This is a genomic window from uncultured Streptococcus sp. (genome assembly GCF_963456385.1).
GTDB lineage: Bacteria > Bacillota > Bacilli > Lactobacillales > Streptococcaceae > Streptococcus.
Genome location: NZ_CAUOLF010000001.1, coordinates 117,201 through 130,691 on the forward strand (window position 1 = coordinate 117,201; position 13,491 = coordinate 130,691).

The 13,491-nt window shown below is 43.9% G+C and carries 12 protein-coding genes; 11 read left to right on the forward strand and 1 reads right to left on the reverse strand.

Annotation, left to right across the window (positions count from 1 at the left end; genetic code table 11):
• Positions 1 to 219 precede the first annotated feature (219 nt).
• From fusA to RP262_RS00660, 10 genes are all read left to right on the forward strand, one after another.
• On the forward strand, positions 220 to 2,301 hold the full coding sequence (gene fusA, locus RP262_RS00615; RefSeq protein ID WP_311153950.1) for an elongation factor G: 2,082 nt from the start codon (positions 220 to 222) through the stop codon (positions 2,299 to 2,301).
• Positions 2,302 to 2,625: 324 nt separating this feature from the next.
• Positions 2,626 to 3,636, forward strand: a complete 1,011-nt coding sequence (gap, locus tag RP262_RS00620) for a type I glyceraldehyde-3-phosphate dehydrogenase (protein WP_000260677.1) — start codon at positions 2,626 to 2,628, stop codon at positions 3,634 to 3,636.
• 350 nt (positions 3,637 to 3,986) lie between these two features.
• Complete coding sequence (gene glmS, locus RP262_RS00625) at positions 3,987 to 5,798, forward strand: glutamine--fructose-6-phosphate transaminase (isomerizing) (RefSeq protein WP_311153951.1); 1,812 nt, start codon at positions 3,987 to 3,989, stop codon at positions 5,796 to 5,798.
• A 209-nt stretch (positions 5,799 to 6,007) separates the two neighbouring features.
• Positions 6,008 to 7,054, forward strand: a complete 1,047-nt coding sequence (locus tag RP262_RS00630) for a uroporphyrinogen decarboxylase family protein (RefSeq protein ID WP_268697466.1) — start codon at positions 6,008 to 6,010, stop codon at positions 7,052 to 7,054.
• Positions 7,055 to 7,109: 55 nt separating this feature from the next.
• The gene (locus tag RP262_RS00635; RefSeq protein ID WP_002908659.1) at positions 7,110 to 7,310 is read left to right on the forward strand and encodes a hypothetical protein; all 201 of its coding nucleotides are present in this window, start codon (positions 7,110 to 7,112) and stop codon (positions 7,308 to 7,310) included.
• An 87-nt stretch (positions 7,311 to 7,397) separates the two neighbouring features.
• Positions 7,398 to 8,399 carry a uroporphyrinogen decarboxylase family protein gene (locus RP262_RS00640; RefSeq protein ID WP_268697465.1) on the forward strand — a complete coding sequence of 334 codons (1,002 nt, stop codon included), beginning with the start codon at positions 7,398 to 7,400 and terminating at the stop codon, positions 8,397 to 8,399.
• Positions 8,400 to 8,414: 15 nt separating this feature from the next.
• Positions 8,415 to 9,299: a transporter substrate-binding domain-containing protein gene (locus RP262_RS00645; protein ID WP_311153952.1), complete on the forward strand. Its 885-nt coding sequence runs from the start codon at positions 8,415 to 8,417 to the stop codon at positions 9,297 to 9,299.
• Between the two features lie 195 nt (positions 9,300 to 9,494).
• Positions 9,495 to 10,187 carry an amino acid ABC transporter permease gene (locus RP262_RS00650; protein WP_311153953.1) on the forward strand — a complete coding sequence of 231 codons (693 nt, stop codon included), beginning with the start codon at positions 9,495 to 9,497 and terminating at the stop codon, positions 10,185 to 10,187.
• Between the two features lie 3 nt (positions 10,188 to 10,190).
• On the forward strand, positions 10,191 to 10,877 hold the full coding sequence (locus tag RP262_RS00655; protein WP_125401804.1) for an amino acid ABC transporter permease: 687 nt from the start codon (positions 10,191 to 10,193) through the stop codon (positions 10,875 to 10,877).
• A 12-nt stretch (positions 10,878 to 10,889) separates the two neighbouring features.
• On the forward strand, positions 10,890 to 11,654 hold the full coding sequence (locus RP262_RS00660) for an amino acid ABC transporter ATP-binding protein (RefSeq protein WP_125401805.1): 765 nt from the start codon (positions 10,890 to 10,892) through the stop codon (positions 11,652 to 11,654).
• A 138-nt stretch (positions 11,655 to 11,792) separates the two neighbouring features.
• On the opposite strand, the gene RP262_RS00665 is transcribed toward RP262_RS00660, so the two are convergent.
• Positions 11,793 to 12,545, reverse strand: coding sequence for a DeoR/GlpR family DNA-binding transcription regulator (locus RP262_RS00665; protein WP_311153954.1), 753 nt, complete (start codon positions 12,543 to 12,545; stop codon positions 11,793 to 11,795).
• A 185-nt stretch (positions 12,546 to 12,730) separates the two neighbouring features.
• On the opposite strand from RP262_RS00665, the gene RP262_RS00670 reads away from it, so the two are divergent.
• Positions 12,731 to 13,477, forward strand: coding sequence for a class II aldolase/adducin family protein (locus tag RP262_RS00670; RefSeq protein ID WP_002927999.1), 747 nt, complete (start codon positions 12,731 to 12,733; stop codon positions 13,475 to 13,477).
• Positions 13,478 to 13,491: the final 14 nt, after the last annotated feature.

A 13,491-nucleotide genomic window follows, 5' to 3' on the forward strand; every position in this document is an offset into this window, starting at 1 on the left:
AAGCGACTGAAAATTAGGAAGCTTGACGCAGAATCAAAGATTCTAGAAAAGCTTATCTATTTTCTGAGTTTTTGGCCCGAATTCAATTTAACTTATCTACAAGTTGAAACCAACAAAAACAAGATAAACATTGAGAACGGGTAGGTCCTGCCTATCCGTTTTTATTAAAATCGTGTTATAATAGAATAGAAATTAAAATAAATAGGAGAAACAAACCTCATGGCACGCGAATTTTCACTTGAAAAAACTCGTAATATCGGTATCATGGCCCACGTCGATGCTGGTAAAACAACAACAACTGAGCGTATTCTTTACTACACTGGTAAAATCCACAAAATCGGTGAAACTCACGAAGGTGCGTCACAAATGGACTGGATGGAGCAAGAGCAAGAACGTGGTATCACTATCACATCTGCTGCGACAACAGCTCAATGGAACAACCACCGCGTAAACATCATCGACACACCAGGACACGTGGACTTCACAATCGAAGTACAACGTTCTCTTCGTGTATTGGACGGTGCGGTTACCGTTCTTGACTCACAATCAGGTGTTGAGCCTCAAACTGAAACAGTTTGGCGCCAAGCAACTGAATACGGAGTTCCTCGTATCGTATTTGCCAACAAGATGGACAAGATTGGTGCTGACTTCCTTTACTCAGTAAGCACTTTGCATGATCGTCTTCAAGCAAATGCTCATCCAATCCAATTGCCAATTGGTTCAGAAGATGACTTCCGCGGAATTATCGACTTGATCAAGATGAAGGCTGAAATCTATACTAATGACCTTGGTACAGATATTTTGGAAGAAGATATCCCAGCTGAATACCTTGAGCAAGCTCAAGAATACCGTGAAAAATTAGTGGAAGCAGTTGCTGAAACTGATGAAGACTTGATGATGAAATACCTTGAAGGTGAAGAAATCACTAACGAAGAATTGAAAGCTGGTATCCGTAAAGCGACTATCAACGTTGAATTCTTCCCAGTATTGTGTGGTTCAGCCTTCAAGAACAAGGGTGTTCAGTTGATGCTTGATGCGGTTATTGACTACCTTCCAAGCCCACTTGACATCCCAGCAATCAAAGGTATCAACCCAGACACTGAAGAAGAAGAAACTCGTCCTGCATCTGATGAAGAGCCATTTGCAGCTCTTGCCTTCAAGATTGCAACAGATCCATTCGTAGGTCGTTTGACCTTCTTCCGTGTTTACTCAGGTGTTCTTCAATCCGGTTCTTATGTAATGAACACTTCGAAAGGTAAACGTGAGCGCATCGGACGTCTTGTGCAATTACATGCCAATAGTCGTCAAGAAATTGAAACCGTTTATGCTGGGGATATTGCAGCTGCTATTGGTTTGAAGGATACGACTACTGGTGACTCATTGACAGATGAAAAAGCAAAAGTGATTCTTGAGTCGATCCACGTTCCAGAGCCTGTTATCCAGCTGATGGTTGAGCCTAAGTCTAAGGCTGATCAAGACAAGATGGGTATTGCTCTGCAAAAACTGGCTGAAGAAGATCCAACTTTCCGTGTTGAAACAAACGTTGAAACTGGTGAAACAGTTATCTCTGGTATGGGTGAACTTCACTTGGATGTCCTTGTTGACCGTATGCGTCGTGAGTTCAAGGTTGAAGCTAATGTAGGTGCTCCTCAAGTATCTTACCGTGAAACTTTCCGTGCTTCTACTCAAGCTCGTGGATTCTTCAAACGCCAATCTGGTGGTAAAGGTCAATTCGGTGATGTATGGATCGAATTTACACCAAATGAAGAAGGTAAAGGATTCGAGTTTGAAAATGCTATCGTCGGTGGTGTGGTTCCACGTGAATTCATCCCTGCGGTAGAAAAAGGTTTGGTTGAGTCAATGGCTAATGGTGTCCTTGCTGGTTACCCAATTGTTGACGTAAAAGCTAAACTATACGATGGTTCATACCATGATGTCGACTCATCTGAAACAGCCTTCAAGGTTGCGGCATCACTTGCTTTGAAAGAAGCTGCTAAGACTGCACAACCAGCTATCCTTGAGCCAATGATGTTGGTAACAATCACTGTTCCTGAAGAAAATCTTGGTGATGTTATGGGTCACGTAACAGCTCGTCGTGGACGTGTTGACGGTATGGAAGCGCATGGTAACAGCCAAATCGTTCGTGCCTATGTGCCACTTGCTGAAATGTTCGGTTATGCAACAGTTCTTCGTTCAGCATCACAAGGACGCGGTACTTTCATGATGGTATTCGACCACTACGAAGATGTACCTAAGTCAGTACAAGAAGAAATCATTAAGAAAAACAAAGGTGAAGCTTAAGCTTTGAGCTAAACCTTGGCACTCGCGTTTGCGGGTGTTTTTTCTATTTTTTTAGAGAAGCATATCCTCAATAAAAAGGGGAAATGATTGATTTTGTAATTTGTATTTCTACATTTTCAAAAGATACTGCTTTGCTTTTTCAAATCAATGAAAGCCGAAATGAAAGTTAGTGAAAGAATTCGTAATACTTGTTAATAACAATGAAATCAGTTGCATTTTACCTCAATTAAGTATATAATAGAAATGTTGAAAGGTGATTTGTAGCAACTCAAGTTACTCTTTTCACATAAAAATTTTTTGATTTTCATAAGGAGGAAATCACGAATGGTAGTTAAAGTTGGTATTAACGGTTTCGGTCGTATCGGTCGTCTTGCTTTCCGTCGTATCCAAAACGTAGAAGGTGTTGAAGTTACTCGCATCAACGACCTTACAGATCCAGTTATGCTTGCACACTTGTTGAAATACGACACAACTCAAGGTCGTTTCGACGGTACTGTAGAAGTTAAAGAAGGTGGATTTGAAGTTAACGGTAAATTCGTTAAAGTTTCTGCTGAACGTGATCCAGAACAAATCGACTGGGCTACTGACGGTGTAGAAATCGTTCTTGAAGCAACTGGTTTCTTTGCTAAGAAAGCAGCAGCTGAAAAACACTTGCACGCTGGAGGAGCTAAAAAAGTTGTTATCACTGCTCCTGGTGGAAACGACGTTAAAACAGTTGTATTCAACACTAACCACGACGTTCTTGACGGTACTGAAACAGTTATCTCAGGTGCTTCATGTACTACAAACTGCTTGGCTCCAATGGCTAAAGCTCTTCAAGACAACTTCGGTGTTGTAGAAGGATTGATGACTACTATCCACGCTTACACTGGTGACCAAATGATCCTTGACGGACCACACCGTGGTGGTGACCTTCGTCGTGCTCGCGCTGGTGCTGCAAACATCGTTCCTAACTCAACTGGTGCTGCTAAAGCTATCGGCTTGGTAATCCCAGAATTGAACGGTAAACTTGACGGATCTGCACAACGCGTTCCAACTCCAACTGGATCAGTTACTGAGTTGGTAGCAGTTCTTGAAAAGAACGTTACTGTTGATGAAGTAAACGCAGCTATGAAAGCAGCAGCTAACGAATCATACGGTTACACAGAAGATCCAATCGTATCTTCAGATATCGTAGGTATGTCTTACGGTTCATTGTTCGACGCAACTCAAACTAAAGTTCTTGATGTTGACGGCAAACAATTGGTTAAAGTTGTATCATGGTACGACAACGAAATGTCATACACTGCACAACTTGTACGTACTCTTGAATACTTCGCGAAAATCGCTAAATAATTCAATGGTAAAAGAAAGAGGCTCATTTGAGTCTCTTTTTCTGTACCTTGCTTTGTGAGAATCATCAAAGACAGGTCTGTGGTTTATTGAGCTTCTATTTTCCAAATTTTTAGTCATATAGAAAGTCAGTTCTGATACTTCTGTCCATTTTTCTAAATGCTTCAAGGGGCTGTTTTGCGGTAAGAGAAGCTAAGCATACTTTTCTTAAAGAAAACTATACCAATTTCATGCTTGACAAACCAAAAAAGAGTTTGTATACTATCTCTATTGAAGTTATTTAACTTCAATCGAACTATACCAATTTTAATAAGAAGGGCTGGTTTCTAAGACTAGAAATCAGAAGTAATGTTATGTGTGGAATTGTCGGAGTTGTCGGAAATCGCAACGCAACAGATATTTTGATGCAGGGCTTGGAAAAGCTGGAATACCGAGGTTATGACTCAGCTGGAATTTTTGTAACAACAGGGAAAACTTCTAGTCTGATCAAGTCGGTCGGTCGTATCGCTGACCTACATGCTAAAATTGGCATTGATGTTGCTGGGACTACTGGTATCGGACATACTCGTTGGGCTACTCATGGAAAACCAAGTGAAAACAATGCCCATCCTCATACTTCACAGACAGGCCGTTTTGTCTTGGTTCACAACGGTGTGATTGAGAACTACCTTGATATTAAGAATACTTATCTAGCTGGTCATGACTTCAATGGGCAGACAGATACAGAGATTGCTGTGCATCTGATTGGCAAATTTGCTGAAGAAGAAGGCTTGTCTCTTTTAGAAGCATTTAAAAAAGCTCTTCACATTATACGTGGTTCTTATGCCTTTGCTTTGGTGGATTCAGAAGATGCAGATGTTATCTATGTTGCTAAAAATAAATCTCCGCTTCTAGTCGGACTAGGTGAAGGCTACAATATGGTCTGCTCAGATGCTATGGCCATGATTCGCGAGACAAGTCAGTTTATGGAAATTTATGACCAAGAGCTGGTTATTGTCCGTAAAGACAGTGTGGAAGTGCAGGATTATGACGGACATACTCTGGAGCGTGAAAGCTATACTGCTGAGCTAGATCTGTCCGATATCGGTAAGGGGACTTATCCATACTATATGCTCAAAGAAATCGATGAACAGCCAACTGTGATGCGTAAGCTAATCAGCGCTTATACAGATGATAAGGGGCAAGTATCAGTAGATGCGGAGATTGTCAAGGCTGTTCAGGAAGCTGACCGTCTCTATATCCTTGCAGCTGGAACTTCTTACCATGCTGGCTATGCTTCTAAGCGTATGCTGGAAGAGCTGACGGATACACCTGTTGAGCTGGGCATTGCCTCTGAGTGGGGCTATGCTATGCCGCTCCTCAGCGAGAAGCCTCTCTTTATCTTTATCAGCCAATCTGGTGAAACAGCTGACAGCCGTCAGGTCCTAGTCAAGGCGAATCAGATGGGCATTCCAAGTTTGACCGTGACCAATGTTCCAGGTTCTACGCTTTCTCGGGAAGCCAACCATACCATGCTATTGCATGCAGGTCCGGAAATTGCGGTTGCTTCTACTAAGGCCTATACAGCTCAAATCGCAACCTTGGCTTTCTTGGCTAAAGCTGTTGGTGATGCCAATGCTTCTGAGAAAGCGACAGCCTTTGATTTGGTTCACGAGCTGTCCTTAGTTGCGCAGTCTATTGAGTCCACTTTGTCAGAAAAGGAGTTGATTGACAATAAGGTCCGTGGCCTTCTGGAAACAACTCGCAATGCTTTCTACATCGGCCGTGGTCAAGACTACTATGTGGCGATGGAAGCTAGCTTAAAACTCAAAGAAATTTCTTATATCCAGTGTGAAGGTTTTGCTGCTGGTGAGCTCAAACACGGTACAATCTCTCTGATTGAAGACGGAACACCAGTTTTGGCCCTGCTTTCTGATGAAGTCTTGGCTAGTCATACACGAGGCAATATTTCAGAAGTCGTAGCTCGGGGGGCCAAGGTGCTGACCATTGCTGAGGAGAATGTAGCCAAAGAGGGAGACGATATCGTGCTCAATCAGGTTCACCCATATCTGTCACCAATCTCTATGGTGGTACCGACACAGCTCATTGCTTACTTTGCGACCCTGCACCGTGGATTGGATGTGGATAAACCACGCAATCTGGCTAAGTCTGTCACTGTAGAATAAGCGCAGCAGGATTTGCCTATAAAAATTACCTATATCGTCTATAGAAAATATATATGGTACTTATCTAAAAAAGGTACAAAAAACAAGGTTATTCAGCTGAGGCTAAAAAACCTTGAAAAAGCTAGCTTAGTCTAGCTTTTTTATTTTGCTTTGATAAATATTTTTAATCAGGCTGATAGGGAAAATATATTTCCCAGGAGAAAGAGAGGATGGTAAGATATATTACAAATTCAAAGAAGGAGGAAGTAATGGCCAGCAAGAAAGAATTAGTGCTGAGAGCTTTTCGGGGTGAAGAAGTTGACCGAGTACCTGTTGGTTTTTGGTTTCACTTTGTAAGCCAAGAGGAAAAGATGCTGGGCCTGGACAATCCAGTGATTTTCAATAAAAGTATTGAGGGGCATGCTGCTTATGTTCGAGCTGCACGGCCAGACTTTGTCAAGATTATGAGCGATGGCTTCTTTAAGTATCCCAGCGAGCTTTATTCGGATCATATTGAGTCCATTCAGGACTTGGCAGCTATCAAGTCTATCGGTGAGCATCATCCTTGGATTGAGCAGCAGATTGAGATAGTTAAAGCTGTAAAGGCAAGCTATCCGGAGGACCTCGCTTCCTTCTACAATATTTTTGCGCCGGTCTCCTATCTCAAGCGCTGGTTCCGCAGGGAAGGGTCACGAGGAGATAGAGAAATAGCAGATTTTCTGGCAGACGATCCTGAGCTGACAGGACATGTTCTAGATGTCATTGCTGGCGATATTGCTATTTTGACTAGGCGGATTATTGAGGAAGCGGACATTGAGGGAATTTATCTCAGTACTCAGCAAGTCCAAGACGGCCGAGTAGATGCGGCCAGTTATCGTCTTTATATTGAGCCTAGTACGGTCAAGGTTCTGGATGCAGCCAATGCAGCTGGCGGTCAGAATATTCTCCACATTTGCGGCTTTGAAGGAGCCAGCAATGATTTGGAACTGTTCAAGGACTATCCGGCTCAAGTGTTTAACTGGGCAACTCATCATGAGGGTGTCAGCTTAGCGGAAGGGCGCAAGCTCTTTGGCGGTCAGACTGTCCTAGGCGGATTCGAAAATGGCAGAGCAGCTCTTCTAAATACGGGCAGTCGTGCAGAATTAGAGGCTGAAACCAAGCAATTGCTGGCTGAAACTGGCAGCCAGCGAGTGATTCTTGGGGCTGACTGCACAGTACCAGATGATTTTGAAATAGAAAGACTGGACTGGATTCGTCAGGCAGCTAGTCAGTTCTGACGGACTTGCCAAAGACCTAAAGAGCAATTTTCAACTCTTTCAAGGAGGAAGATAGATGAATCGGTATCAAAAAAAGCTTGCTGCTCTTGCTCTGATATTCTTGATGATAGGAACATTTCTGAGCATCGGTCAGATTTACGCTCATCAGTCTTCAGACAAAAAAGAAGATGATTTGCAGGTGCTCAAGAAATTACCAGAGCAGTTAACTGGCTTGCTGCAGCCCAATGATATCGCTGCCCTGCTCTTGTCAGATTAGAATTTTACTTAAAAAGATGAATTAGCCTAATTAAAAAGCTAAAAAACAACTTATTGGCTAGATAAGGATAATAAAAAAGGAGAGAAGATGACTTCAAAAAGAGAATTAGTACTGAAGGCTTTCAGAGGAGAGCCGGTTGACCGAGTGCCAGTTGGTTTCTGGCATCATTTTACAAGCGAGGAGGAGTGGCTGGCTGGTTTTGGGAATCAGGCTATTATTGAGAAAAATCTGGCTGGTCATCAAGCTTTTCTGTCAGAAGTAGAGCCAGACTTTATCAAGCTGATGAGTGATGGTTATTTTGCCTATCCTAACGAGCGCTTGAAAAAAGTCCAATCTATCAAGGAGTTGGCAGATATTGAGCCGCTAGGTGCTGACCACCCTTGGATTAGTGAGCAGGTGGAGCTCGTTCAGAAGATTAAGGCTAGCTTTACAGAGAACTTGGTCGCTATTTACAATATTTTTGCGCCAGTGACCTACTTCAAATGGTTGGTCGGCAAGGTTGCCGGAGGAGATGATATCATTGCAGATTTCCTAGCAGAGGATGCAGTGCTCACGAAGCGGGTTCTGGATGTGATTGCTAAAGATATTGCGGCTCTGACGGAGCGGATTATCAAGGAAGCTGGTGCGGATGGAATCTACCTCAGCGTTCAGAGCATCCAGGATGCACGGGTGTCGGCTGAAGACTATAAGGCTTTTATTGCTCCTAGTGAATTGGCGGTGCTGGAAGCAGCCAATGCGGCTGGCGGAGTGAATATCCTGCACATTTGCGGTTACGAAGGCGCGCGAAACGATGTTCATCTTTTTACTGATTATCCAGCTCAGGTCATCAACTGGGCAGTGGGGCCAGAAGGCATCAGCCTAGCGGAGGGCCGGAAATTGTTTGGCGGTCGGACTGTCCTGGGTGGTTTTGAAAATGGCAAGGATGGCCTGTTCTACACGGGCAGTCAAGCAACTATTCAAGACGAGACCAAGCGATTGATAGCAGAGGCTGGCAAGGAAGGTTTGATTATCGGGGCTGACTGTACTATTCCAAGCGATATTGAGGCAGAGCGGATTCAGTGGGTTCGCCAAGCAGCAAGTTTAGCATAAGAAGGAGACGAAAGAATGAGCAAGAAAAAATGGATTATTGTTGGAGCGGCAGTGATTGCTATTGTAGCAGCGACTTATTTGGGGCGGACCTTGACAGGTGCTTCATCTAGCAAGACGAGCAGCACTGCATCTGGCAGTGGCAAGGTCACGACTTTGAAAGTGGCACATACACAGAACTATGTTCCCTATGACTTTGTGGATGAAAAGGGAGAATCAGATGGCTATGAAGTTGCTGTTCTCAAGGCTATTGATGAGAAGTTGCCTGACTATCAGTTTGAATATACCGGTACTAGTGATGAGGATCTCTTAGTCGGTCTGGAATCTGGGAAATATGACATTGGAACCAAGGGAGCATGGTACACCGAAGAGCGTGCGAAGAAGTTCATCATTCCAAAAAGCCCAATCGGCGCTAGCATTATCGGTTTCACTATTCGCAAGGAAGACGCTGAAAAATACAAGACCATTGATGATTTTGCCAAGGAAAAGGGCAAGCTGGTACCGATCTCTCCGCAGAATGCTCAATGGGCTGTTATCGAAGAGTATAACCAAAAGCATAGCGGTGCTCCTATTGATTTGACTGCAGCAGAGTCCTTCAAGGTGGCTGATGCTTATGCTTGGGTTCTGGAAGGGCGCTACGATGCCTTCTTTGACATCAAGCTATCGTTTGAAAAAGCTGTGACGGACAAGGAAGGTTCTTACCATCAGTATGCGGATCAACTGACTTGGTTCCCTTACAAGGGGATTCCGACCTATCCCCTGCTTCATAAAAACGAAAAGAATGAAGAATTTGCCAAGGCATATGAGAAGGCAATTAAGGAACTGGAAAAAGACGGAACCCTGGCTAAACTATCTGAAAAGTATTTCGGAGAAGATGTCTTCTCTTATGTGGACAAGGACTAGTGGCTGCTGCCTGCTGATTATGGAAAATCAAAAGAATTGACTAGAAGCTGGCTGAATATAGAGCTGGTAGCTTCTAGGCTGACCTTGATGCTGTTTGAAGGAATTTTCAAAGAGAGAGCAAGGTTGCTCCAATCTGAAAGTGCCCGTCCAAGAGAAGCTTACTCTATCTAATCACTGTCGAAGGAGAAGAAAATTATGGTCTCGTATGACTTATCCCGTGTCTTTGGCCTGCTGCCTAGTCTGCTGCAGGCTCTGCCGACCACTTTATGGATTATGTTTGTGACAGCATTGATTGGGTCCTTTCTGGGTGGTCTGTTGGCTTGGGCTCAGATCACCGAGGAGCAGTCTTTCGCTGGCCTGGCTAGAGGATATATATTTATTCTTAGATGTACACCGCCTATTGTCTTGCTTTTCTTGGTTTTTTATGGCATTCCAGAGTTTTTAGAATGGTGGCTGGGGCTGGATATCAATAATTGGTCGCGGACTGTGTTTGTCATCATCACCATGATTCTTCTCTTTGCGGCTATGATTGCGGAAGTCTTCAAGGCAGCTTATCTTGCTGTTCCCAAGGGACAGACTGAGGCAGGTCTCAGTATTGGCTTGACACCGGAGCAGACTTTTTTGCGCATTGTCCTGCCACAGGCTTTTCGCATCGCCCTGCCCAATCTCACTACCGCCCTGCTTAACCTCATGCGGGATGCTGCGCTGGCTTATACGATTGGGGCAGTTGATGTCATGGGAGCAGGGCAAAATCTCATCAGCCGGAATCTGGGCAATTATTCCCTCGAAACCTATACAGCGGTGGCCTTGATTTACTGGGGGATTGCCCTAGTGGTTTCGCTGGCTTCCCAGCTTCTGGAAAAAAGTCTGACAGTCAAGGAGAGGTAAAGCATGGATTTGAATTATATTGTAAATACCTTTCTGGTAACGTTGAAAGGCATACCTGTAACCTTAATCATTATGGCGGTGGCTATTCTGCTCAGCTTTATTCCGGCTCTGCTTCTAGCTCTGGGACAGATTTATAAAGTTCGGGGTGTTCGGACTTTTTCGGTGGTTTATCTGGCCTTCATTCGGGCAACGCCTCCTATTTTGCTCATTCTCTTTTTCTATAGTCTTTTTCCTAGCTTACTGAATCAAATTTTCAAAAGTCTGGGTAGTCAGGTAGACGTCTTTAAGTTCAATCCGCTTTACTATGCTTTCATCATCTATAGCCTGATGACGACAGGGAGTTTGTCGGAAATACTGCGCTCTGCCATTTTGACAGTGGATAAAGGTCAGTTAGAAGCGGCGCAGGCGATTGGTTTAACGAATTTTCAAGCCTATCGGAGAATAGTTTTTCCTCAGGCATTGCGCTCTGCCCTGCCCAATCTGGCCAATCTGGTTATCAATCTAGTCAAGGGAACCTCGCTGGTATTTGTCATGACGGTCAAGGATATCACAGCCCTGGCTAAGATAGAAGCCTCCCATTCTTACCAGTATTCAGAGTCTTATTTGGTGATTTTTGTTATTTATCTCATTATTTGTGGCTTGATTCAGTGGATTTTTAGGGGTTTGGAAAAGCGCTACGATCTTGCTTAGGAAGGAAAGATTATGTTAGAAGTAAAACATATCTCCAAACGATTTGGAGAGCATCAGGTGCTGGCAGATGTCAGTCTCGAGGTCAATCAAGGCGATGTTGTGGTTATTTTGGGACCCTCAGGCTCTGGGAAAACAACATTTCTGCGCTGTCTGAATCACTTAGAAAAAGCGGATGGCGGTCAGCTGACTTTGTCTGATAAGGACTATGATTTGGCTAAACTCAGCAAAAAGGAGATTTTGGAAATCCGTAGAAAGACGGCCTTTGTCTTTCAGCATTATAATCTCTTTGCCAATAAAACAGCCCTTGAAAATATCTTAGAAGGCTTAGTGATCGCTCGTAAGATACCGAGGGAAGAAGCGCTTAAGATTGCGGAAGAGTCCTTGAAGCGCGTGGGACTCTTGGCCTACAAGGACTATTATCCTTCTCAGCTATCAGGCGGCCAGCAACAGCGGATTGGGATTGCGCGTGCCATTGCTGTCAAGCCAGACGTTATCCTGCTGGATGAACCAACTTCGGCTCTAGATCCGGAATTGGTTGGTGAAGTTCTCAGTGTCATGAAACAGCTGGCTCAGGAGGGAGTAACCATGGTCGTTGTGACCCACGAGATGAGCTTTGCCCGCGATGTGGCTAACCATGTCATCTTTATGGACGGCGGTCATATCGTCGAAGAAAATCCTCCTCAGGAATTCTTCAGCAGTCCAAAGGAAGAGCGGACCCAACAGTTTCTGTCCCGCATTCTATCGGATGCCAGCTATAGTGTAGAGTATATGATTTAAAATCTGGATTGTGTCCAGATTTTTATTTTTGATAGAACACTGTTATCCTTTAGCTTGATAATGGAGGGATGAGTAGATAGTAAAAAACTAGACCGAGATAAGCCTATCTCGGTCTAGTTTGTGTTTTATAAAAGTTGCTTACCAGAGGATTTCGCACTGGCTCCCGACAGCATTTTGGAAGGATTCGACTGGTGGCTGGTCGGTGATAATGCAATCCAGACTAGAATAGTTGGAAAGTTTGAAATAATGACTGGTGTTAAACTTAGAGTGGTCGGCCAATAGAATTGCCTTGTCACTATTAGCGATCATTTCGCGCTTGATATGTGCCTGATTGTGGTTGGCTTCGTAGGCGGCGTAGCGATCCAATCCGCGGCAGCTAAAGAAGAGTAAGTCTGCATGGAAATTGTTGATGAAGTTGGCAGCAAAATCGCCCAGCGCAGAATTGGTCCCGCAGCCAATATGTCCGCCTGATAAGAAGAGGGTGACATTTTCAAAGTTATTTAGCTGGCGGGCTGCTTCAATACCATTGGTTATGACACGTAGGTTCTGGAAAGGTGCCAAATGCGGAATGAGCATAGCTGCAGTCGTAGAGCTATCAATGAAGATAGATTGGTTATGAGTGATAAAAGTTGAGGCAATTTCAGCAATTTGCTGCTTGCTTTTTTCTTCTTCACGGGCGCGAGCAGAATACACATATTCTACGTTGTTGGCCGTAATCAGCATGACTTCACCATGAGAGCGGATGATTTTCCCCTCTTTTTCTAGCTCAATCAAGTCCCGTCGAAGCGTTGATGTAGAACAGTACAAAAGTTCTTCAAGTTGGGCGGTTGCAATAATCTTTCGCTTGCTGAGAATTTCTATAATTCGACTCATTCGTTCCAAAGAAACCATAGTGACCTCCACCGATGAACAAAGCTGAACATTTATGGTCACATTATAACACAATAAACGAAAAAAAATCAATATAGTAACCATTAGATTGAACGATTATGAACAGTTTTGGATATATTGTTATATAAAAGTTGGCTATTTATCAATTAAAGGTACAGGTGTTGAATGCGCTTATAAAAAATACTATGATGAATCCAGAAAGGAGTGAGATTATGGATCATCAAGAAGAAATAATCCGCGAACAAATATGTGATGTATGCCACAAGATGTGGCAACTAGGCTGGGTAGCCGCTAATGACGGCAATGTCTCAGTCCGTCTAGACCAAGATACCATTATTGCAACGCCAACAGGTATCAGTAAGAGCTTTATCACGCCTGAAAAACTCGTCAAGCTCAATCTAAAAGGGGAGATTATCGAGGCTCAGGACGGCTATCGTCCATCCAGTGAAATCAAGATGCACATTCGCTGCTATGAAGAACGGGAGGATGTGAATGCTGTTGTCCACGCGCATCCGCCAATTGCGACTGGCTTTGCACTGGCTCATATTCCGCTTGATACCTATTCCTTGATTGAGAGTGCCATTGTAGTAGGGGCAATTCCTATCACTCCCTTTGGCGTGCCATCTACCATGGAAGTGCCAGATGCCATCACCCCGTACTTACCAGAACATGATGTCATGTTACTTGAAAATCATGGTGCCTTGACTGTAGGAAGCGATGTGATTACAGCTTACTATAGGATGGAAACCTTGGAGCTGGTTGCTAAGACTACCTTCCATGGACGCATGTTGCTTTCCACTAAGGGAGTTGAGGAGGAAGAGATTTCTCGTCCAACCTTGGAACGCTTGTTTGCAATGCGGGCCAATTATAAAGTCACAGGCCGTCACCCTGGTTATCGTAAATATAATGGTGACGGAAGCATCAAAGAATAAGAAACATTGGAGGA

Bases quoted from the DNA above. Each gene is read 5' to 3' on its own strand.
- RP262_RS00640 (WP_268697465.1), top strand. From the start codon at position 7,398: ATGACTTCAAAAAGAGAATTAGTACTGAAGGCTTTCAGAGGAGAGCCG.
- RP262_RS00670 (WP_002927999.1), top strand. From the start codon at position 12,731: ATGATGAATCCAGAAAGGAGTGAGATTATGGATCATCAAGAAGAAATA.
- RP262_RS00660 (WP_125401805.1), top strand. From the start codon at position 10,890: ATGTTAGAAGTAAAACATATCTCCAAACGATTTGGAGAGCATCAGGTG.
- fusA (WP_311153950.1), top strand. From the start codon at position 220: ATGGCACGCGAATTTTCACTTGAAAAAACTCGTAATATCGGTATCATG.
- glmS (WP_311153951.1), top strand. From the start codon at position 3,987: ATGTGTGGAATTGTCGGAGTTGTCGGAAATCGCAACGCAACAGATATT.
- RP262_RS00665 (WP_311153954.1), bottom strand. From the start codon at position 12,545: ATGGTTTCTTTGGAACGAATGAGTCGAATTATAGAAATTCTCAGCAAG.
- gap (WP_000260677.1), top strand. From the start codon at position 2,626: ATGGTAGTTAAAGTTGGTATTAACGGTTTCGGTCGTATCGGTCGTCTT.
- RP262_RS00630 (WP_268697466.1), top strand. From the start codon at position 6,008: ATGGTAAGATATATTACAAATTCAAAGAAGGAGGAAGTAATGGCCAGC.
- RP262_RS00650 (WP_311153953.1), top strand. From the start codon at position 9,495: ATGGTCTCGTATGACTTATCCCGTGTCTTTGGCCTGCTGCCTAGTCTG.
- RP262_RS00635 (WP_002908659.1), top strand. From the start codon at position 7,110: ATGAATCGGTATCAAAAAAAGCTTGCTGCTCTTGCTCTGATATTCTTG.
- RP262_RS00655 (WP_125401804.1), top strand. From the start codon at position 10,191: ATGGATTTGAATTATATTGTAAATACCTTTCTGGTAACGTTGAAAGGC.
- RP262_RS00645 (WP_311153952.1), top strand. From the start codon at position 8,415: ATGAGCAAGAAAAAATGGATTATTGTTGGAGCGGCAGTGATTGCTATT.